Annotated in this window: 16 protein-coding genes and 1 pseudogene; 10 read left to right on the top strand and 7 right to left on the bottom strand. The window is 71.4% G+C overall.

The annotated features are described in order from the left end of the window. Window positions 1–14 precede the first annotated feature (14 nt). From ALI22I_RS23575 to ALI22I_RS23565, 3 genes are all read left to right on the top strand, one after another. The gene (locus tag ALI22I_RS23575; protein WP_077007726.1) at window positions 15–554 is read left to right on the top strand and encodes a PadR family transcriptional regulator; all 540 of its coding nucleotides are present in this window, start codon (window positions 15–17) and stop codon (window positions 552–554) included. Continuing rightward, the gene (locus tag ALI22I_RS23570; RefSeq protein WP_077007725.1) at window positions 551–1,168 is read left to right on the top strand and encodes a GyrI-like domain-containing protein; all 618 of its coding nucleotides are present in this window, start codon (window positions 551–553) and stop codon (window positions 1,166–1,168) included. Before ALI22I_RS23575 ends, ALI22I_RS23570 begins: the two co-directional genes overlap by 4 nt. A 182-nt stretch (window positions 1,169–1,350) precedes the next feature. After that, window positions 1,351–3,501 (top strand): esterase-like activity of phytase family protein, encoded by a 2,151-nt coding sequence (locus ALI22I_RS23565; RefSeq protein ID WP_202971055.1) that lies wholly within the window; start codon window positions 1,351–1,353, stop codon window positions 3,499–3,501. Between the two features lie 440 nt (window positions 3,502–3,941). Here ALI22I_RS23565 and ALI22I_RS23560 read toward each other — a convergent pair whose 3' ends face one another. Next, on the bottom strand, window positions 3,942–4,415 hold the full coding sequence (locus tag ALI22I_RS23560; protein ID WP_077007723.1) for a GNAT family N-acetyltransferase: 474 nt from the start codon (window positions 4,413–4,415) through the stop codon (window positions 3,942–3,944). 217 nt (window positions 4,416–4,632) lie between these two features. Here ALI22I_RS23560 and ALI22I_RS23555 point away from each other — a divergent pair, with 217 nt between their 5' ends. Then, window positions 4,633–7,791, top strand: a complete 3,159-nt coding sequence (locus tag ALI22I_RS23555) for a S8 family peptidase (RefSeq protein WP_083751961.1) — start codon at window positions 4,633–4,635, stop codon at window positions 7,789–7,791. A gap of 57 nt (window positions 7,792–7,848) precedes the next feature. On the opposite strand, the gene ALI22I_RS23550 is transcribed toward ALI22I_RS23555, so the two are convergent. Next, complete coding sequence (locus ALI22I_RS23550) at window positions 7,849–10,557, bottom strand: nSTAND1 domain-containing NTPase (protein ID WP_077007721.1); 2,709 nt, start codon at window positions 10,555–10,557, stop codon at window positions 7,849–7,851. Between the two features lie 304 nt (window positions 10,558–10,861). Here ALI22I_RS23550 and ALI22I_RS23545 point away from each other — a divergent pair, with 304 nt between their 5' ends. Beyond that, the gene (locus ALI22I_RS23545) at window positions 10,862–11,221 is read left to right on the top strand and encodes a discoidin domain-containing protein (RefSeq protein ID WP_143532388.1); all 360 of its coding nucleotides are present in this window, start codon (window positions 10,862–10,864) and stop codon (window positions 11,219–11,221) included. A gap of 175 nt (window positions 11,222–11,396) precedes the next feature. Here ALI22I_RS23545 and ALI22I_RS23540 read toward each other — a convergent pair whose 3' ends face one another. Continuing rightward, the gene (locus tag ALI22I_RS23540) at window positions 11,397–11,936 is read right to left on the bottom strand and encodes a hypothetical protein (RefSeq protein WP_143532387.1); all 540 of its coding nucleotides are present in this window, start codon (window positions 11,934–11,936) and stop codon (window positions 11,397–11,399) included. Window positions 11,937–12,034: 98 nt separating this feature from the next. Between ALI22I_RS23540 and ALI22I_RS23535 the strand changes: the two genes are divergently transcribed. Further along, a complete protein-coding gene (locus ALI22I_RS23535) occupies window positions 12,035–12,634 on the top strand; it encodes a DinB family protein (protein ID WP_077007718.1) in 600 nt (199 codons plus the stop codon). Window positions 12,635–12,821: 187 nt separating this feature from the next. After that, entirely contained in the window at window positions 12,822–13,259 is a 438-nt protein-coding gene (locus tag ALI22I_RS23530) for a nuclear transport factor 2 family protein (protein WP_077007953.1), read from the top strand. Between the two features lie 161 nt (window positions 13,260–13,420). Here the strand turns inward: ALI22I_RS23530 and ALI22I_RS23525 are convergent, their stop codons facing one another. After that, a complete protein-coding gene (locus ALI22I_RS23525) occupies window positions 13,421–14,407 on the bottom strand; it encodes a tetratricopeptide repeat protein (protein ID WP_077007717.1) in 987 nt (328 codons plus the stop codon). Between the two features lie 135 nt (window positions 14,408–14,542). Then, window positions 14,543–15,388, bottom strand: coding sequence for an SDR family oxidoreductase (locus ALI22I_RS23520; protein WP_077007716.1), 846 nt, complete (start codon window positions 15,386–15,388; stop codon window positions 14,543–14,545). An 81-nt stretch (window positions 15,389–15,469) separates the two neighbouring features. Between ALI22I_RS23520 and ALI22I_RS23515 the strand changes: the two genes are divergently transcribed. After that, complete coding sequence (locus tag ALI22I_RS23515; RefSeq protein WP_077007715.1) at window positions 15,470–16,402, top strand: AraC family transcriptional regulator; 933 nt, start codon at window positions 15,470–15,472, stop codon at window positions 16,400–16,402. A gap of 98 nt (window positions 16,403–16,500) precedes the next feature. Here the strand turns inward: ALI22I_RS23515 and ALI22I_RS23510 are convergent, their stop codons facing one another. After that, window positions 16,501–16,746, bottom strand: a complete 246-nt coding sequence (locus tag ALI22I_RS23510) for a TetR family transcriptional regulator (protein WP_077007714.1) — start codon at window positions 16,744–16,746, stop codon at window positions 16,501–16,503. On the opposite strand from ALI22I_RS23510, the pseudogene ALI22I_RS23505 reads away from it, so the two are divergent. Then, window positions 16,745–17,652 (top strand): annotated as a pseudogene (locus ALI22I_RS23505) (oxidoreductase). The gene ALI22I_RS23510 and the pseudogene ALI22I_RS23505 sit on opposite strands and share 2 nt — an antisense overlap. 219 nt (window positions 17,653–17,871) lie before the next feature. Here the strand turns inward: ALI22I_RS23505 and ALI22I_RS23495 are convergent. Further along, window positions 17,872–18,738: a hypothetical protein gene (locus ALI22I_RS23495; protein ID WP_077007713.1), complete on the bottom strand. Its 867-nt coding sequence runs from the start codon at window positions 18,736–18,738 to the stop codon at window positions 17,872–17,874. Between the two features lie 437 nt (window positions 18,739–19,175). On the opposite strand from ALI22I_RS23495, the gene ALI22I_RS23490 reads away from it, so the two are divergent. Continuing rightward, entirely contained in the window at window positions 19,176–21,623 is a 2,448-nt protein-coding gene (locus ALI22I_RS23490; RefSeq protein WP_077007712.1) for a tetratricopeptide repeat protein, read from the top strand. Window positions 21,624–21,691: the final 68 nt, after the last annotated feature.

Below are 21,691 nucleotides of genomic sequence, written 5' to 3'. Positions count from 1 at the left end.
GTTAGAATAACGACGTGCCCGAACGTCTCACACCTGCCGAGCTGACGTTGCTCGGCCTGCTTGTGGAGAAGCCGCGCCACGGCTACGAGTTGGAGGAAGTCATCACGGCCCGCGGCATGCGGGAGTGGACCGAGATCGGGTTCAGCTCGATCTACTACCTGCTCACCAAGCTCCGTGACCGTGGCCTCGTCGCCGAGACCGGCGAGTCCGGAGAGTCCGGCGTGCCTGCCCGCGGCAAGGCTCGCAAGGTGTTCGCGCCGACCCCGCCAGGCCTGCAGGCGTGTGCGGCAGGCGCCGAGCAGGCCATCGCCACCCTGCGACCGGTGTTCCCGCCGGTCCTCGTCGGGCTGGCCAACCAGCCCGTCATCCCGCCCGAGCGACTGCGCGCCGCCCTGGCACGACGGGCGGAGGCGCTGGCCGAGCGGATCGCCGAGGTCCGGGCCGCCGCGCCACCGGACGCGCCGGACTTCGTTCGCGCGATCTTCGACTACTCGCTCCACCAGCTGGAGGCCGAACAGGCGTGGCTGGCCACCTACCGAGGAGAACAGCGATGACCCCGTACGACGTGAAGCGCGAGCTGAAGGAGTTCTACGCGCCGACGAGTCGGGAGTGGACCCTGGTCCACGTGCCGCCGCAGCAATTCATCGCGGTCACGGGCGCGGGCAACCCGAACACGGCGCCGGAATACGCGCAAGCGGTCGAGGCGCTGTACTCGGTCGCCTACACGCTGAAGTTCGCGAGCAAGCGCGCGGGTCGTGACTTCGTGGTCGGTCCGCTGGAAGGCCTGTGGTGGGCGGACGACCCCTCGGTGTTCACCACGCGCGCGAAGGACTCGTGGCAGTGGAAGATGCTGATCAGCCAGCCGGAATGGATTACGGCCCAGGACATCGAGGAGGCCGCGGAGTCCGCGTCGGCGAAGAAGAAACTCCCGGCCATCGCACACGTCCAGCACGTGACGTTGGAAGAGGGCACGTGCGCCCAGGTACTGCACGTCGGCTCCTACGACGACGAAACCCCGATCTTGGCCACCCTCCACGACGAGTACCTGCCCGACAACAACCTGGCGATGTCCGGCCTGCACCACGAGATCTACCTGGGTGATCCCCGCAGAACCGAACCGGCGAAGTTGAAGACCGTCCTGCGCCAACCGGTCCGGCCGGTGGCCTGACAGAGCCTGATGTGAAGGCACCACCGGCGTCCTCGCGTTTCCACGGTGCGGGTGCTCGCCACTGGCTGTTCATCTCGGAGACGCCTCGATGGGTTAGAAAGCGCGCGCCCGTCATCGAGGTTGGAGGCCCCATGGCCCGTCCGGTCCGTCTTCTCGCAGGTCTGGTGGCTTGTGGGGTGACCATGTCGCTTCTGCCGGCGTCCGCGACGGCGACCGCGCCCGACCGGTTCCAGCGGGTCGACACCCTGTCCGTGTTCCGCAACAGCTCGGTCGGCGAACACACGGCCGCCGAGATCGCGGCGGCGACGGCGGACGGCGGGACCGTGGTCTACACCGACTCACCGGCCGGGCGGATCGGGTTCGCCGCGGTCGGTCGGGACGGGGAGCTGAAGCCCGCCGGAGTGCTCGACATGCCGGGCGAGCCGACGTCGGTGGACGTGCTGGGGCGTCTGGCGCTGGTCGCCGTCAACACGTCCGAGTCGTTCACCGCGCCCTCCGGTGTGCTGGTGGTGGTCGACCTGGACAGCAGAGCGGTCGTGGCCACGCATGACCTCGGTGGGCAGCCGGACTCGATCGACGTCTCCCCCGACGGCCGCTACGCCGCCGTGGCGATCGAGAACGAGCGTGACGAGGACGTCAACGACGGCGCGATCCCGCAGGCACCGGCGGGTTTCCTCGCCATCGTCGACCTCGCGGGTGCCCCGACTGCGTGGGAGGTGCGCCGGGTCGAGCTCACCGGGATCGCCGAGGTCGCTCCGAGCGACCCCGAGCCGGAGTACGTCAGCATCAACGGCCGGGGGCAGGTGGCCGTGACGTTGCAGGAGAACAACCACATCGCGGTGGTGGACCTGCGTTCCGCGACGGTGGTGAACCACTTCTCCGCGGGCACGCTGACCGTCCAGGGCGTGGACATCGCCGACGACGGCCGGATCGACCCGACGGCGACGATCACCGCGGCCCGTGAACCCGACGCGGTGGCGTGGCTGGACGACCGCATGCTCGGCACCGCCGACGAAGGCGACTACCGGGGCGGCGCGCGCACGTGGACGGTGTTCGACGCGGCGTCCGGCCAGGTCGTGTTCTCCTCGGGCAACGAGCTCCAGGCGGCCGCGATCCGCCAGGGGCAGTATCCCGACGGCCGTTCGGACAACAAGGGCGTCGAGCCGGAAGGGCTGGCCGTGGCCGTCTTCGGGCGCAACCGGTACGCGTTCGTCGGCATGGAACGCGCCAACCTGGTCGCGGTCTACGACATCAACGACCCGCGCCGGCCGCGACTTCTGCAAGTGCTGCCGACCGGTGTCGGCCCTGAGGGTCTGCTGCCGATCCCGGCGACCGGCACGCTGGTCGTGTCGGCCGAGGAGGACTCCGCCGAGGACGGCGTCCGGTCCTCACTCACGTCCTACCGCCTGACCCGCACGCCGCAGGTGGTGGCGTTGGCGCGCAACGCGGGTGCGCCGTCGATCGTGTCCGACGGTATCGGTTTCGGGGCGCTGTCCGGACTTTCCGGCATCCCCGGCAACCACCGCGATGTCGTCGCGGTCACCGACTCGGCGTACAGCCCGACGCGGGTGTTGACCATCGACACGTTGTCCGCGCCCGCGCGCGTCCACGCGGAACTGGCGGTGACCAAGGCCGGGCAGCCGGTGGAGTACGACGGCGAGGGCATCGCCGCACGTCGGGGCGGTGGCTACTGGGTGGCCGCCGAGGGCGACGGGAAGACGCGGCCGAACCTGCTGGTCGAGGTGACCCGTTCGGGCGAGGTCGTCCGTGAGGTGCCGCTGCCTGCCGCGGTGGCGGCGACGGCCACGAGCAACGGCTTCGAGGGCGTGACCACCACGGGACGCGGCGACGGCGAGCAGGTGTGGCTGGCCGTGCAGCGGGAGTGGAAGAACGACCGCCCCGGACAGGCGACGCTGGCCCGTTTCACCCCCGCCACGGGCGAGTGGGCGTTCGCGGCCTACCCGCTCGACGCCGCGTCCGCGGGCTGGGTGGGTCTGTCCGAGGTGACTGCCCTGAACGACCGCACGCTGCTCGTGCTGGAACGCGACAACCAGCGCGGGGACGCGGCCGTGACCAAGAAGGTCTACCGCGTCGACCTCTCCGGGGTGACACCGGCCGCCGCAGGCCAACCCAAGCCGCTGGTGGCCAAGACCGGGGCACGCGACCTGCTGCCCGCCCTCACCGCTGGTGGCGGCGCGGCGCACGACAAGCCGGAGGGCCTGGCAGTCGTGGGAGACGGTCCGCTGCGGCGCCTGGTCGGCGTGGTCGACAACGACGGCGTGGACGACGCGCCGGGCGAATCGGTGTTCCTGCGCCTCGGCTGGATTCGGTAGGCACGACTGGCGGGTGCCTGAACCACCTGGCCCAGGCACCCGCCACACCTGCCGCGCTGTGCCGCCGTGAGTCACGACCGATCCGGGCGGCCGTGACCTCTCCGACTGCGAGGGTCGGCCGGCGGCGGGACAGTGGTGCCGGGGCTTGCCGTGGCGGCGGCCGAGCCGGTGGCGATGAGCCGGCTCCCTCTGCGCTTCATGTGGTTCCCCAAGGTGGTGCGACAGCCTCAGGGCGGCTGTCGATCACGTCACCGCTAGGACCCACAAGGTCGGTCGGGGGTTGTCATCACCGTCGAACTTTTACGCACTGTGCCGACACCGTCACAAGGTGTTCAACATCCCGTCCACCCACGGCATGTCCTGATCTGCCCTGTCTCGGACCGCGCGGAGCCTGTTGTTCGAAGTCGTGGCGCCGCCGCCGCCGGGGTGCCGGCCTGTGGCTAATCGAGACGCAGGATGGTTTCCTCGATTTCGGCGTTGCGGGCGGGTGCGTAGGAGATCTCGGTGCCGGTGATCGTGAAGCCTGCCTTTTGCAGAACCCTGAGCGATCCGAGGTTGTCGCTGGCGGCGCGGGCGTACAAAGGCCGGACCGCGACCGTGTCGAGGAACAGGGCCAGGGCTTGGCCGGCGACTCCTTGTCCCCAGGCCGAACGGTCGATCCAGTAGGTGATCTCGGTGTCGCCGTCCACGACGAAGCAGGCGATGCTGCCGACGAGGTGCCCGTCGCGGGTCACCGCGCGCATCGTGACGTCGTGAGAGATCCTCACCTTCGACATGTGGGTGTCGAACGCTTTGCGATCGTCGGGGTCCTTGGCGGTGAAGGCGGCCATCCGGACCGACTCGGGGTCACGCATCTGGTCGAACAGCGCGTCGAGGTCGGAATCCTCGATCGACCGCAGTGCCACGCCTGCCACTGGTGTTCACCTCATCCTGATCCGCCTGAACTCGCGGGGAACGTATCAGCGGCATCCGACAATTCCTGGCGTGCCTGGGCGGTGTTCACAACACGTTGTTCAGTTCGCGGGGAACGAACCTGAACACGCGCTTCGCGGCTTGACTCGGGGTCGATACCGGAGCCCGTACCGCGTTCACCGTCCGCGGTACGGGCTCTCCCACGAACAGGGAGGTCCCGTGGCGCGAAGAGCAGTGGCGCTGGCGCTGGCCGCCGTACTGGCGGGAGCGGCGGCGCCCGCCCACGCCGCACCGGACAGGACCACGTTCGGCAGCACGCGGGGGAAGGCGGTGCCGGGCGATCGGAAGACCGTCACGCTCGTCACCGGCGACCGGGTCGTGCTCGACGGCGACCGGCTCGTCTCGGTCACCCCCGGCACGCATCGGGAGGACGTCTCGTTCCAGGTCACCCGGCACGCGGGCCGGCTGCGCGTCATCCCCGCCGACGTGGCGGGGGCGCTGGCCGAGGGGCGGGTGGACCAGCGGCTGTTCGACGTCACCGGGCTGGTCGAGGCCGGGTACGACGACGCGCGGCGCGACACCGTGCCGGTGATCGTCTCCGGTGGCCGCCCGCCGTCGGGCGCGCGGGTGGCCGACGCGTTGCCCGCCGTGGACGCGGTGGCGGCCGAGGTGCCGAAGGCGACCGGGTGGCTGGAACTGCCCGAGGGCACCGGCAAGGTGTGGCTGGACGGAATGGCCCGCCCGCTGCTGGACCGCAGCACCGCGCAGGTCGGGGCGCCGGTGGCGTGGGCGGCGGGGTTGACCGGCGCGGGCGTGACCGTCGCGGTGGTCGACACGGGTGTGGAGGGCGACCACCCCGATCTGGTCGGGAGGGAGGTCGCCGGGCGCGACTTCACCCACGAGCAGGACGGGATCGACCGCTACGGCCACGGCACGCACGTCGCGGCCACGATGGTGGGCCATCGCGCGCCCTACCGGGGGGTCGCGCCGGACGCGCGGCTGCTCGACGCGAAGGTGTGCGACAGCGAGGGCTTCTGCCCGGAGTCGGCGATCATCGAGGGGATGCGCTGGGCCGCGGAGCAGGGCGCGGACGTGGTGAACATCAGCCTGGGCCTGGTCCCGAGTGACGACATCGACCCGGTGGAGGCGGCCGTGGACGCCCTGTCCGCGAGCCACGGCATCCTGTTCGTCGTCTCGGCGGGCAACTCCGGGGACCAGGCGGGCACCTTGCTCTCCCCCGGCACCGCCGACTCCGCGCTGACCGTCGGCGCGGTGGAGCGGGACGACTCGCTGGCGGACTTCTCCAGCCGGGGCCCGAGGGTGGCTGACGGCGCGGTCAAGCCCGACATCACCGCGCCGGGCGTGGACATCGTCGCGGCCAGGGCGAGCACCGGCGGGTTCCTCGGCACGCCGGTCGGCGAGGAGCACATGTCCCTGTCCGGCACGTCGATGTCCTCACCGCACGTCGCGGGCGCGGCGGCGCTGCTGGCGCAGCGGCACCCCGACTGGAGCGGCGCACGGCTCAAGGCCGCACTGACCGCCTCGGCCAAGCCGAACCCGGCGCTGAGCGTCTACGAGCAGGGCTCGGGCCGCCTGGACATCGCCGCGGCGTTGGCCACGACGATCACCAGCGAGCCGACGTCGGTCGTCCTCGGCCGGCACGAGTGGCCGCACGACGACGACGTACCCGTCACGAAACCCCTGGTCTACCGCAACGACGGCGCGCAGCCGGTCACGCTGGACCTGGCGGTGCAGGCGCGTGGGCCGGACGGCGCTGAGCACCCGGTGTTCTCGGTGTCCCCGACGCGGGTCACCGTCCCGGCGGGCGGCACGGCCGAGGTCGCCGTGACGGGCGATTCACGGCAGGGGTCCGTGGACGGCGTGTACTCGGCGTCGGTGGTGGCGACCGCCGACGGCTCGGAGGTGCTGCGGACGCCGGTCGGGCTGAACCGGGAGACCGAGAGCTACCCGGTCACCTTCGACTACCCCGGCGCCTCCGAGGGCAGGGCGTTGACGCTCTTGCTGAACATGGCCACCGGCACGCGCACCTACGTGCGGGACGGCACCGCACGGCTGCCCAAGGGCGACTACCTGGTGCAGGCGCTGCTGGGCCCGGAAGAGGGCCCGCACACCATCGTCACCCGGCCGGACCTGCGGGTGGAGGGGACGACGCGGGTGATCCTCGACGCCCGCACGGCTGGACCGCTGGAGGTCGTCGCGCCCGATCCGGCGGCGGTGCCCGGCGCGCACAGCCTGGTGGTCGAGCGCAGGCTCGGCGAGGACACCGCGAGCGTGTCCGTGCACCACCCCGGCGGTTTCAAGGCGGGGACGCGGATAGGCCACGCGGGGCCGTCGCTGCCCGCTGGGGAGCTGGACGTGTTCGTGTCCGCGCAGTCCGCGAGCCCATCGGCGTCCTACTGGCTGGGGTGGACCGAGCAGGGCCGGGTGCCCGACGGGTTCGTGCGCCGGCCGCGCGAGTCGGACCTGGCGAAGGTGCGCACCACGATCGCCCTGAAGAACCTGGGCGGGTTCCGGGATCTGGCGGGCTACGTGGTCGCGCCGTCCGGGGCGTTCGGTCCGACCTTCTACACCGACGTGGCCTCCACGCCCACCTCGACGAGGTACACGACACCGGACACCGGCTGGCGGACGCTGTTCTTCGACGAAGGGAATCTGATGAGTGGGAACGAGGAGCGGTACGGCGCGGGCCTGACCTATGACCGGTCGTTCGGCGCACCGGTCATCGGTCCGATGATGTACTCCGGCGGCTACCCGAACCTGACGCGCACCGGCAACGAGGTGTCGCTGTCGCTGACGCTGTTCGGCGACCGGGAGGGCAACGAGGGCTACTCCAGGACCACGTCCACGCGGACCGCGCTGTACCGCAACGGGAAACTGGTGAGCGAGAACGACAACGCCGGGCACGGGGTGTTCACCGTGCCGCCGGGGCCCGCGGTGTTCCGGGCGCGGACCGAGGTGACGCGCGCGCAGGAGGTCTCGGACTTCAGCACGCGCATCGCGGTGGACTGGACGTTCCGCTCGGACACGACCACCGGTGAGCGGCGGCTGCCGATGTCGGTGGTGCGGTTCGCCCCGGCGCTGGACGGCACGGGCAGCGCGCCCGCGTACCGTCCGCTGACCGTGCCGCTGGTGGTGGACCAGCAGCGCGGCGTGGACAACCCGCCGCTGCGCCACTTCCGCGTGGAGGTGTCCTACGACGACGGGGCGAGCTGGGTGAGCCTCCCGGTGCTGGGCCGCGCGGTGTTGGTGGGCAACCGGGCCAGGCCTGGGACGTTCGCCTCGCTGCGCGTGCACGCCGCCGACGGCCGGGGCGGCGAGTTGAGCCAGACCGTGATCCGGGCCTACCGGCTCGGCTGACGGTCTGCGGTAAACGTCGGACGGATGGGCGCGCGCAAGTCCATCCGTCCGACGCCGTCACGGGCACAGCGGTCGTTCCGACACCCCCGGGAAGTGCGCCGCCCAGTCGACGTCGGCCGGGTCTGCGCACACCTCGCGCACCACGCGGTCGACGTCCACCGCGAGCCGCCACAGCGCGCCGCCGCGCGATTCCAGCAGCAGCAGCTCGCCGTCGGCGGGCTCGTAGCGCGCCGTGCTGAACTCCACCCCCGACACGCGCAGCGACAGCGGTTCCCTGCCGCCGGTCAGGTCCCACAGCCACACCGAGTCGCGGTGCACCGCAGTGACGGTTTGGCCGTCACGGGAGAACTCGACCCCGGCCTCCGCCGGGATGGCGTCCGCCTCCAGGAGCGTCCTGGGCTCGCCCGCGACGTCGAGCACGGTGAGGCGCGCGCCGTCGAGGTCGGAGACGGCGAGCCTGTCTCCCGGACCGGTCACCAGTGCCAACCGGGCGGAGCGGCTGAGCACCGGGGTGGCCCGCCCATCCAGGGACCGCACCTCCACGTCGCGGCGGTCGCCGTCGCGGCGCGCCAGGACCACTCCGGTGCCGTCGTCCAACGGCACGACGTTCTCGACGCCGTCGCCGGGCAGGCGGGTGCGGGTGGTGTCGCCGGGGCGCCAGTGGACCGCGGCGCCGTCCTCGACGGCGGCCATGAGGGTGCCCGCCGCGTCGATGCCCTGGGGGAACGGCCAGCCGGCCATGGTGGCGGTCCGGCGCGGGGCGTCGGGGTCGCCGAGGTCCCAGAGCTCGAACTCGTCGGGGCGGACCACCACGAGTGCGGTGCGCTCGTCGGCGCTGAGCAGGTTCAGGAAGCTGTCGGGCGGCAGTACCATCCCCCCGGCCCGCCGCCGGTCCGGCCCGTCCCCGACCCAGAGGCGGTAGGTGATCCCCGAGGACCCGGGGTCGAGCTCGTGGGTCACGGCGACGCCACCGGGCACGCGCGCATAGCCGTCGCCCAGGGTGGTGGCGGCGCCCGCCGCGCGGGCGAACAGGAGCGCGTCGCGGGCCTCGGTGGTGGGGGCGACGCGGTGGGCGGCCAGGGCGAGCGCCGCCGCGTCGCGCGGGCGGGCCAGCAGACCCAAGGCGGCGTCGGCGGCGCGCAACGACAGCGCCTCGTTGCGCTCACGGGTGGCGGCGCGCTGGGCGGTGACCGCGTAGACGGCGGTGCAGGCGAGCAGCACGACGAGCGCGGCGAGGCAGGCGACGAGTCGCCGCAGCCTGCGCACGCCCCGCCGGCGCAACACTTCCCGGTCGCGTTCGGCGGCCAGGCCCGCGTCGACGAACTCGCGTTCGGCCCCGTTGAGGCGGGGCGCCAGGCGGCGCGCCTGATCGAGGTGGACGCCGCGGTAGAGGGCGTCGGGGTCGCGGTCGTGGGCGCGCCAGGCGTCGGCGGCGCTGGTGAGCCTGCGGTGGGCGCGCAGCGCGTCGCGGTCCTCGGCGAGCCAGCCCACGAGCCTCGGCCACGCGCGCAGCAGTGCCTCGTGGGTCAGCTCGACGGTGTCGCGATCGAGGGTGACCAGCCTGGCCGTCGCGAGCCGGTCGAGCAGCGCGTCGCCCGCGTCGAGTTCGGCGCGGGCGACGCGGCGGCGGGTGTCCTCGGTGCCGTCGCCGGGGGCGACCAGGCGCTGGAACACCTGCCGCGCCGCCTGCTTGTCCGGCTCGGCGAGCGCGTCGTAGACCTGTTCGGCGGTGCGGGCCAAGGCGTGTTCGACGCCGCCCGCGTCCTCGTAGCCCGCCAGCGTGAGCACCGTGCCACGGCGACGCCGCCACGTCTCGACCAGCACGTGCGAGGCCAGCGGCAGCGCGCCCTGCTGGCCGGCGACGTCCGCGATCAGGCGCGCCACCAGCGCGTTCTCCAGCGAGGCTCCCCGGCGGGCAGCGGGTTCGATGACCGCGCGGCGGAGCTGCTCGGCGCTCATCGGCCCGACGAGCGACTGCGAGCGGTGCAGCGCGTCGAGCAGCTCTGGGTGGCGGGCGCAGTGGCCGTAGAAGTCGGCGCGCACGCCGATGACGACGCGGGCGGCCCCGGCGGCGTGGGTGAGCGCGCGCACCAGCCACCGGCGGTCGGCCTCCTGGCAGAGGGTGAAGACCTCCTCGAACTGGTCGACCACGAGCAGCAGGTCGTCGGCGGTCTGGCGCAGCAGCACGCGCAGGTGCTCGGGGTCGGCGGCGAGTTCGGCGCGGACGTCGACCGCGGACCGGTGGTCGGCGAGCGCCGCCGCCAGCTCGGTGATCGGGTCCGGGCCGGGCGTGATGACCACGTGCTCGCCCCACTGGGCGGCCAGGCCCGCGCGCAGCAGGGAGGACTTGCCCGCACCGGACGCGCCGAACACCCCGACGAAGGGCCGTTCACGCACCATCGCGAGCAGTCTGCCCACCTCGGCCTCGCGGCCGAAGAACCGGTCGGCGTCGCCGACCTGGTAGGCGGCCAGCCCCACGTAGGGGGCGTCGCCGTGGTCCGGCCCCTCGGCGGCCAGCTCCCGCCAGCGGGCGGTCCACTGCTCGACGTCTCCCCCGCAGGCGCGGACGAACGCCTTGGTCACCGCCAGGCTGGGCAGCCTGCGCCCCGCCACCGCCTCGGACAGCGCGGCGGGCGAGTAGTTCGCCAGGCGGCCGAGTTCGCGGTAGGACGGCAGCCCGGCGACGCGCCGCAGCCGCCGCAGGTCACCCGCGAACTTCAGCACCGGTGTGTCCTCCTCGACCAGCGGACGTTCCAGACGCGGCACTCTGCTCCCCCTTCGACACCTCGATCCTCCCGGCGATTGTCCCGGTGGAGATCACGAGACGACGGCCGCCGTACGGACCAGGCGGATGCGGCACATGGCCACACAGCTGGACGAAGTCCTTGCCCTTGCAGGCACCAGGACCTTCTTGCCATCCCGTGCGAGGGGTGATCGATCAGCAGCCGAGTGGGTCCGGCCCGAACCGGGGTTACTGGGCAGTATGCGGTTGTGTCCGGCTCCCGGGCCCCTGCCGCAGTCCTCGGGAAGCGGGCGTGTGCAACCTCCCCGCTACCCCACCGAGGTCCACGTGACGGCCAAAGCAACGATGGTCCCAGCGATCGTGTCGTCAGGCGCGCTCGTCCTGTCCCTGATCGCCATCCCACCGGCCGCGACCGCCGCGGTCACCAACCTGGCCCTGAACAAACCGGCCACCGGCTCTGCCGCGTGCGTGGGCACCGAAGGGCCGGAGAAGGCCGTGAACGGCAGCGTCTCCGGCGGCAACAGCGACAAGTGGTACTCGCCGGCCGGCAGCAAGTACCTCCAGGTCGACCTCGGCGCCGCCGGGTCGATCACCGGCTTCACCGTCAAGCACGCCGGCGCCGGCGGCGAGTCCACCACGTACAACACCAGGGCGCGGCCGGCAACTGCGGCGACATCGCGCTGGTGATCGCCGGCTACGGTTCCGGCGTCCGGGGGCGAGGAGTACTCCAACACGACGGTCACCGTGTCGGTGAACGGCACCAGGGTCGGTTCGTTCTCCACCGCGGTGGACTGCGCGAGCCTGGAGCAGTACAGCCCGGACGGAAACCCGGGGATCTTCCGCAACAACTGACCTGGAAGTGTCAGCGGGGAAGTGCTCGGCGGAGGTAGCCGGGGTCGGGCCCACCGAACTCCAGGCTGTTCTCATCGAGGCCGTTGGAGACGGTCACCCGCCCGTCGGAGAAGGCGAAGCTGACCGCGACCATGCCGTCAGCGATGTCGCCGCCGGCGTATTCGAGCAGTTCGGCGGCTAGGAGCTGCCGGCCTTGCAGAGCGGCCAACTCCGATCGGGCGTCGTGCCGCCAGCCGAGGTGGAAAACGTGGTCGTCGGGATGACCCCAGTCGCCGTAAGCCCAGGCCGGCTGCCCGACTGGGTCGACGGTGTTCCAGGTGATGGACAGGTCGTCGAACTTCTGGTGGTTGATCTCGACCTGCTCGCCGTCGAAGTCCAGCAGGACCGGACCGTCGGAGAACCACTCGTCGGCGTCGAGGTCCCACAGCAGCCAGGCGCGAAGCAGGCGGCGACCGGCCAGCGCTTCGAGCCGCCGGCCGTGCGCGGCGACGATCGCTGACGGGCCGTTGAGCCACTGGGGCTCGTGTCCCTGGATGTCGAAGTAGTGCACCTGCGGATTGTCTGCGCCCCCATGCCGCCGGGGCATCAGGTTTCGCCCGTCGGAAGCGTTCGGCCTCCCGGTTCCGGGACGACTGGCAGGCTCGCATCATGATCGATGCCTACGCGAAGACGTATCTGCACGACGACCTGCGCTGGATACGCGAGGCGATTCTCTCGAAGCTCGACGGGCTCGCCGAATACGACATCCGTCGCCCGCTGACCTCTACCGGGACCAACCTCCTCGGCCTGATCAAGCACCTGTCGACCTCGGAGGCCAGGTACTTCGGCGAGGTCTTCGACCGGCCGTTCCCCGAACCCCTGCCCCGGTGGGACGACGCCGCCGCACGCGGTGCCGACATGTGGGCGACCGAGCACGAGACACGGGCCGAGATCGTCGACCGATACCGGCGGGTGTGGGACCACGCCGATGCGACGATCAACGCCCTCGCCATCGACGCCCCCGGCCACGTGCCGTGGTGGCCACGCCCCGACGTGAAGCTGTTCAACGTCCTGGTCCACATGCTCACCGAGACCAGTCGGCACGCCGGCCACGCCGACATCCTTCGCGAGCAAATCGACGGCACAGTGGGAGTCGACGGGACCGGCACCGGCCGGCAGGAGAAGGACGCCGCCTTCTGGGAGAACCGACGTGCGAAAGTCGAGCGCGCCGCCAGGGCCGCCGGCGCCGCACGACCGGAAACCGTCTGACCAGGTCAAAGCTCGTCGGCGACGGCGCACCACCCCGTCGAATTCAGGCGAAGTGCAGGTTGTCCGGGGGTGAAGCCCAGCCCGACGTGACCACTAGCCGGCGGTGATGTCGTGGTCGGGTCGACGAGCGATCGCGACGACGGATTCGCGCCGGCGGGCCAGGGCAGGACGATCCACAGTGATCCTCATGATCACGTCATCGACAACGGACGCCATGTCCGTGCTCAAGGGCATGTACGCGGCGGAAGCCGAGTACCTCGCAGCGGGTGGCCCAGGGGACGCGGCGTTCGCCCCGCTCGCGCCGTTCTTCGCCGCCGATGTCGTGCTGCACCAGGCTGACGCCCTGCCGTACGGCGGAGTCTGGCGTGGCCATGAAGGCATGGAGCAGTTCTTCCTCGCGATGAGCCGAGCGTGGGACACCTTCGACATGGTCGAGCAGACCTTCCTGACCGACACCAGTCCACTGGTCATCCTGACCCACGTGCACGCACGCGCCCGTGCCACCGGCCGTGAGCTCGACTTCCCGATCCTGCAGACGATCACGGTCGAAAACGGGCGCATCACCGAGGTCCGCCCGTTCTACTGGGACACCGCCACGATCGCCAACGCCTGTTCGCTCCGCTGACGCCCGACTCGACGTGTGCCGCGAGAGCCACCGCCGCATCGCCGTTACCGAGGCTGCCCGGCGGCATATCTCCACAGCCCCGAAAGACCCAGATCAGGCAACTGGCCAGGACCGGTGACCGGCGGCCTGGCAGGCCTGAGAGTGTGATCGGCCCGGTCGGGTCACAGCAGGCTGTAGGTCTTCGCGCTGTGGTAGACCGTCGCCGTCTTCTCGTTGGCGAACCTCGACTCGACGAGGAGCTCGTGGGCCTCCTGGAAGCACTCGGCTGCCTCCCGCTTGCCGCCTTGCTTCCACAGAGCCGAGCCCAGCTCGTAGGTGGTGCGGTGCCGCAGCAGGTGGAAGTGCTCGTTGTCCAGCTTGTCGTCGTGCCGGCGAAGTCGCTCCGCGGAATCGCGCAGGACGGTCTCGGCCGCGCTGAACTGGCCGGTGGCCAGGTAGCACCGCCCCGTCGACAGGTGCAGGAACGCGCCGTCGATCAAGTCCTCGAACGGGATGTCGGGCCTGCGGCGCTCGGCGCCCTTCGCGTACAGCGACGCCAGCAGCGGTGCCGCCCGGGTCACCTCGCCGTGGTTGTAATAGGCGTTGGCGACCAGGTCCTCGAACAGGGTCATGGCGCGTTCGTCGAGGTCGAGTGAGTCGAGCTCCGCCACCAACCCGTCGTAGGCGTCGATCATCGCGTCGTACCGACCGGCCTCGTAATAGCGGGTGGCGAGGGCGCACACGGCGGCCGCGTACTGGCGATCCGGCGCCGTGCCGCGCAGGTTCGCCACCTCCTGCTCGGCCTGCTCGACCTTCCGCGCGATCGACCTGCCCGCCCTCACCGGCCACCGCTTCTGGACCGCACACAGTTCCGCCACGAGCGGGTGATCGGGGCCGTGCGTCTCGCACGTCTCCTGGATCGCCGTCCCGATGATCGTCCGCAGCCACTTGGACTTCGGTTTCACGCGGTGCAGGGCATCGACGTAGCGCGCCCGGACCTCGGTGAACAACGGATCGATCCGCGCGATGTACGCCTCGGCGTCGTTCACCCCGCGTCCGAGTATCGACAGGCGGCGGCGAGCCGAGACGGTCATGGCCAGGTCCCTGTCGTCCATGAGGAGTGTGCGGAGCAGGAACGTGTACTCGACGTACCGGTCCTCGTCTTGCATGCCAATCCCCCGTACCGCGTCGCTGATCATCGCCACACCGCCCCGCTATGTTTCATTCTGCGCGATCAACTGCGGCGAGATGCTCCGGTGGCGACTGCCGGTGTTGGCCGGTCGCACCGGGTTTCGGTAAGCCGGTCAGGCCGACCAACCGCCTGCGGCGGCTGTGGACTTGGTGAATTCGGCGAAGGTCCGCGGCGGGCGACCAAGGGCACGCTGCACGCCGTCGGAGACGTGCTCATCCCTACCCTCCCGGAGTGGCTCGATGACGTCCGCGAAGACTTCGGCGTCCGCGGGCGGCAATCCCTGCCGGACGAGTTCCGCGACGTAGTCCTCGACGGAGAGCGGCACGTAGCGGATTTCGCGGCCGGTGGCCTCGGAGATCGTGGCGACCGCCTCGGTCAACGTCACCGCCCGGGGTCCGGACAGCTCGTAGATCCGGCCCACGTGCTGGTCTTCGGTCAGCGCGGCGACCACCACCGCGGCGATGTCCTCGGCATCGACGAAGCTCGCCGCCCCGTCGCCGGCGGGCAGTCGCAGCTCACCGGCGCGGATGGCATCGGCGAAGAAGCCCTCGCTGAAGTTCTGCGCGAACCAGCCCGGCCTGCTGATCGTCCACTCCAGACCACTCTCCCGCACGGCGGCCTCGCTGTCGACGATGCCCTCCAGGACACCGCTGCTGTCCTTCGCGTAGTCCGGATCGTCGATCCCGCGCCCCGAGGCCAGCACGATCCGCCGCACGCCGTGCTGCACCGCCCGCTCGATGAACGGGCGGACGAGCTTCGTGCCGTCCAGTTGCACGATGTAGACCGACCGCACGCCCTCCAGAGCGGCATCCCAGGTGCCGCGATCGGTCCAGTCGAAGATGTGCTCGCCGTTGCGGGCCGCCGCGCGAACCGGCAGCCCCTTGGCCCGCAGTCGGCTGACGACCCGGCGGCCGGACTTACCGGTCGCGCCGGTGACAAGAATCGGATGTTCGGACATGACCCGAAGTCAACCGGCCGGCACCGAGACGATCCATGGCCAGGAAGCTCCATTTGATGTCCAGGCGTCTACGCTGAGGACATGGACGCCGTGTCGGACCTGTTGGCGGACGTACGGGCGCGCGCCGCCGTCTTCCGGCAGACGATCATGCGACCGCCCTGGGCCCTGCGGATGGCCAGTGGCGCCCCGCTGACGCTGGCCACGATGCTGCGCGGCCATGCCTGGGTCGTTCCCGACCAGCACGAACCAGTGCTCATCGGCGTCGGCGACATCGCCGTCGTCCGCGGCGACGTGCCCTACACGGTGGCCGATGACCCCGCGACCACGCCCTCGCTGGTGGTGACCAGCGCCGACTACTGCCCAGGGGCCGACAGCATCGAGCCCGCCCGGACCTGCGGAACGCCCGCCGACGGGGCCGCCGTGCTCCTCAGCGGGGCTTTCGAGCGTCGGGGAGAACTCAGCGAACGGCTGCTGCACGCCCTGCCCGCCGTGCTGGTGGTGCCGGCCGAGGACAGCCCCTCCTCTTCGGTGGAGATGGTGGCCGAGGAGATCGCCAGAGACCGACCGGGACAGCAGATGGTCCTGGACCGGCTGCTGGACCTGATGCTGGTCTCCGCGCTGCGCAGCTGGTTCGACGAGCCGGGCACCAACGCCCCGGCCTGGTGCCGTGCGCTGGACGACCCGGTAGTGGGCCCCGCGCTGCGGCTGCTGCACGACACACCCGTCCACCCGTGGACGGTGGCGGACCTGGCGAACAAGGTAGGGGTGTCGCGGGCCGCGCTCGCCCGGCGGTTCACCGCCCTGGTCGGCGAACCTCCGATGGCCTACCTCACGAGCTGGCGGATCGCGTTGGCCGCGGACCTGTTGCGGGAGACCGACCACACGGTGGGCACGATCGCGCGGAAGGTGGGCTACGCCAACGCCTTCGCGCTGAGCGTGGCGTTCAAGCGGCTGCGCGGCACACGGCCCAGTGATCACCGGAACGCGGAACCGGCGCAGTGGCGCGCTGGATGAGGCCCGCCACGTGTCGAACGGTCAGCTCGCGGGCCGCAGCGAGAGTTCACCGGCGCCGGGCCGAAGGCCGTCGAAGACGACCGTTCTGATCGACGTGATCAGGCAGGCGTCCGACTCTCCGCGGCGCGCAGGGCGCCGTCCAGTGCGCCGAGCGCGTCCACGGCGCTGCGGACGACCTCCGCGTGCAACCCGCTCTTCGTGGCGAAGTAGCGGTGGACCAGCGCCTCGGAGGCTCCCGCGGCCTCGGCGACGGCGGCCAGGCTCACCCGGTCGCCGTCCTCGATTAGACGCCGCGCACAACGGGACGCAGGATTCGCGATCAACGCGTGGCAGACTCCGGTCATGGCTTCTGGGGCGATCGGCGCGGCGGCTGCGGGAACCTGGGTGCTGGGGGATCTGACGGTCAACCGGGTCGGGTTCGGCGCGATGCGCTTGCCCCAGCGCGGCACGGCGTTCGCGCCGGAGGCCACGCCGGGCGACCGTGACCAGGCGATCAAGGTGCTGCGCCGCGCGGTGGACTGGGCGTCAACCACATCGACACCGCCGCGTTCTACTTCTCCTCGCTGCGATCGGCCAACGAGCTGATCAACACCGCGCTGTCGCCGTACACGGACGACCTGGTCATCGCCACCAAGGTCGGTCCGCGCCGGGCCGCGTCCGGTGAGTGGCTGCCCGAGGCCACACCCGATCAGCTGCGCGGCCAGGTCGAGGAGAACCTGCGCCAGCTCGGCCGCGACCACCTGGACCTGGTGAACCCGCGCCTGTCCGGGCCGGACTCGATCGCCGACCACTTCGGCGCGCTGGCCGAGCTGCGCGACGCCGGTCTGATCCGCCACCTCGGCGTGTCCAACATCCGCCCGGAGCACCTGGCCCAAGCCCAGTCGATCGCGCCGGTGGTGTGCGTGCAGAACTCCTACGGCCTCGGCCACCGCCCCCAGCAGGACCGACTCCTGCGCGCCTGCGGCGAGCAGGGAGTGGCGTTCGTGCCGTACTTCGCCATCGCCGGAGCCGGGCGCGAGTCCGGCCTCGGCGGCGCCGAGCACGGCGAGGTGCTCGCGATCGCCCGCGCGCGCCAAGCCACGCCGGCGCAGGTCCGCCTGGGATGGGCTCTGCAACGCGGACCGCACGTGCTGGTCATTCCGGGCACAGGCGACCTCGACCACCTCGCCGACAACATCGCCGCCGGAACACTGCGACTCGCGCCCGACGACCTGGCTCGGCTCGAAGCAATCCACCAAGGCGGGCAGTAGGTCGAGCGACCACGTGGTAGGCGTGGGCGGCAACGGCAGCAGCTGGAGCGACAGACGGATGGGGATGTCCGCGCAGATCAGCAGCAGGCGGGAGAGGCAGCGCCAGACCGCCCTGGCAGAGATTCACGCGGCTGTGCGCAAGCTCCTGGTCGAACAGGGACCGGCCGCGGTCACCATCAACGCGGTCGCCAGGCAGGTGGGCAGGCGTGTGTCCGGTGCTTACGGCGCCTGCCCACCTGCCAGTTCCTCCAGGCCTGGACGGTCGAGCACGTCGAGTCGCTGCCCGTCCTGCGGGCCGGAGCGTTTGACCAGGCCCTTGCGTTCCAGGTGGCCCATCGTCTTGCGGAGCTTCTCGGTCACCAGCGAGCCCTTGCCCTTGGCCGCGAACTCGGTCTTCTGCTCGGTGGCCACGGTCGGCGTGATCGCCTTCTTCCACGCGGTCAGCAGCGCGGCGCGCGGGACCGAGGTCGCGTCGCCGGCCACGTCCAGGATGATCCCGGCCAGCACGCGGCCGAGGTCGTCCTGCCGCGCTCCGTGGCGCTTGACCAGCTCCTCCAACGACGTGCGTTCCTCGCCGTCGGCGATTCCCGGCACGTCCAGCGTGGTCAGCCGCGCCCACAACGCCCGGTCGGCCGCGGTGGGCTCGCTCCCGTCGACGAGCGTGGCGGCCCGGTGGGCGTCGATGGCGGACCCCAGGGCGAGCACCAGGTCCGTCAGCTCGTCGCGGACGTCGTCGCCGCGCAGCCGGCGCGCCGCGGGCGCGATCAGCCGGTGGTGCTCGCGCACCAACGTCTCGAAATGGGCGGTCTTCGTGGCCCGGGTGGCGTCCTCGGCCGCGTCGCGCTGGTACTCGGCCTGGGTGATCTCCCCGGCTTGCGCCCGCACACGCGCGGTGGCGCGCTCGGCCGTGCGGTGCGCACGCGCTACCGCGATCCGGTCGAGCATCGCCCGCAGCACCCGGTCGGTCTGCTCGACGTAGGCGTCGGAGGCCAGCAGCCGCCAGGCCTCGGCGTCGCGGCTGCGCAGCGCGGCGTTGATGTAGCGGTCGGCGGCTTGGTCGTCGTCGGACCCATGGGGCAGTGTCACGTGTCGATCCTCGATAGTGGGCGTGTGGAACCCCCGCACGGAAACTAACAGGGTCGGGGCAAGGGTGCCGGGCCGGCTCGGACGCGCGGTCGCGGGGTGGTGTACGCGACGCGGCGCAGCAGGTGATACAGCGCGACGGATCTGCTTACCCGGTGTTCGACGTGTCTAGACTGACGAGCTCGTCATCGCATGGAGCGAACGGACATCACGTGATCTCTTCCGACACGGGCGACCGCGGACAACCTCCCGATCCGCGTGCGGTCCGGACGATCGACGAGTTCCTCGACTGTCTTCGCGCGACTCGCGAATGGGCTGGATCGCCGACATTGCGGCCCCTGGCGCTGGAGGTCGACCGCCTTCGGCGATCGCGCGCCGGGAACAACCCTCCTCCTCCCCGGGTCCCCCATCAGACCATCGGAAATCTCTTCAACCCGGACGTGAAACGGTCGAAGGTAAAGCTCGACCTCGTGCTCGACACCGTGCGCGCCCTGGGTGTCACTCGGCAGCACGCCGAGCGGTGGGCAGAGGCGTGGCAGGTGGTCTTCGGGCGCGGCCGCAGCGGGGTGAACGTCGAGAAGCGGTTGCCCGTCGACCTCACCGAGTTCACCGGTCGCGACCGGGAACTCGCGCACATCGTGGACCTCGGCGGCAACGTCGGGCCCGATGGCGTGGTGATCGCGCTGGAAGGCATGGCGGGCGTCGGGAAGACCAGTCTGGCCGTCCGGGCGGCCGCGCAGCTCCGCGACCAGGTGCGGTCCGGCGGGCTCGAACTCTACACCGACCTCAGGGGTTTCTCCTCCGACGAACTCCCGCCCGCCGACCCGGAAGCGGTCCTCACGGGGCTTGTTCGCGCCCTGGGCTACAAAGGCGAGCTGCCCCGGGACCTCGCGCACCGCGTCCGCATCTACCGCAACCTGCTCGCCGAGAAGGCCAGGGTCCTGCTGCTCGACAACGTCGGTGACGAGGATCAGGTCCGCCACCTCCTCCCGAGAGACGCCCCGGTCCTCGTGTTGATCACCAGCCGGGTCCGGTTGCCGGGCCTGCCGTCCTCCGTCGAACGCATGGCGGTGGAGGTACTGGACGACGCGGACTCGCTGGCCCTGATCACCGATATCTCACGGGTCGAACCGACCGGGGCGGACCCGGCGGAGTTGCGGCTGATCGCGGAGAAGTGCGGTCATCTGCCGCAGGCGCTGGCCGCTATCGCGGGCCACATCCGAGACCGCCCGGAGTGGGCGCTGGCCGACCACCGGCGCGCCCTCGAAGACCTCGTGCTGCACGGAGACACGGGTGGAGCGTTGAGCTTGTCGTACAAACGCCTGGCGGAGCCCCACAGGCGGGTGCTGCGGCTGTTGGCGATCTGCCCCGCTCGCGACATCACCGCCGACACCGCGGCCGTGCTCGCCGACGTGGATCACGCCTCCGCCCTCGCCTCGCTGCGCGAACTCGAACGCGCTCACCTGCTCCAGCCCAAGGCCCCGGGCCGGTACGGCCTGCACGACCTCGTTCGCGCGCACGCCCGGCGAATGGCCGCGGTCGACGAGCCGCCCACCGGACGCGACGAGGCGTTGACGAGGTGGCTGGACGATCTCCAGGCCACCGCCTGGGCGGCGACCTGGCAGTTCGGTCCCGACCAGCGCGCCCGGCTGCCCGAACCCCTACTGCCCGTACCCCACTGCGCGGACGCCGAGTCCGCCGGCCGGTGGCTCACGGCTGAACGGCCCAACCTCGTCGCCGCGGTCGAGTGGGCCGCCGAGCACGGCCAACCCGAACGAGCGGCGCGCCTGGCGAACACGGTGTCCCGCTACCTCAGGGACGCCGGGTACTACGACGACTGGTTGTTCGTCCACGTCCAAGAGCTGAGCGCGGCTCGCCGCGGCACGGACCGGAAGGCCGAGGGCACCGCCCACCTCAACCTGGGCGTGGTGCACGAGCGCTGGGGTTCGTTCGAGCGCGCGCGCCACCACTACGAAGAGGCGTCGACCATCGCCCACCGGATCGGCGACGAGGCCATGTACGCGCTCGCGCTGATCAGGACCGGGAGCTCCCTGTCGGAATCCGGCCGCGCGGACGAAGCGGGTGAGCTGCTGGCGGCAGGAGCCGACCTCGCCCGTCGCCTGGGAGACCGGGAAGCGGAGGCCTCCGCCGAGAACAGCCTCGGCATGTTGGCCCACCAACTCGGCAGGTACCAGGACGCGCTCGTCCACTACAACCGGGCCCACGCCCTGTCGACGGCGCTCGGCAACCGGGCCAACGCCGCCAAGGTCGGGTCCAACATCGGCATCATCAGCCAGCAGCTCGGCGACTACCCGACGGCCCTGGCCCACTTCGAGGAAGCGCTCGCCGTCAGCAGCGATCCCATCGACGTCGCCGGCACCACAGCAGCCCTGCTCAACCTCGGCTCGCTCCTGCCTCTGATGGGCCGGTACCGCGAAGCCACCGCGCACAGCGAGCGTGCGTTGAAGCTCGCGGTCGGGGTGAAGGACCGCGACGGCGAGGCCAGGGCGTTGGGGGACATCGGCACGATCGAGCGCCTGTCCGGGGACCCGACCGCCGCCCGTCGCAGCCACCAGGCGGCGCTGGACATCGCGATGGCCCTCGACGACCTGGATCTCCTGACCGAAGCGCTCAACGATCTCGGGGAGACGCTGGTCGCCTCGGGCGACCACCTCGAAGCCGACCGGACCTTCTCCCGGTCCCTGGAGCTGACCGACACGACCGGCAATCCCTTCGAGAACGCCCGAGCGCTGACGGGGCTGAGCGCCGCCGCGAAGATGAGAGGTCACGACGACACAGCTCGTGACCTGTGGCATCAGGCGTTGGCGATCTACACCCGCCTCGGGGTTCCCGAGGCGGCCCGGCTGCGGGACGGCGCCGGAAGCTGAAGCCCGGCCCGCTGTTGTCCAATCCTGTCCAATTGCTGTGACCGCGAATCCCGATGTCGACAGTGTGG

The organism is Saccharothrix sp. ALI-22-I (genome assembly GCF_001984175.1).
In the GTDB taxonomy this organism is placed as follows: Bacteria; Actinomycetota; Actinomycetes; order Mycobacteriales; family Pseudonocardiaceae; genus Actinosynnema.
The sequence above is the reverse complement of the archived record's forward strand: the minus strand, read 5'-3'. Positions and strand labels throughout refer to the sequence as shown.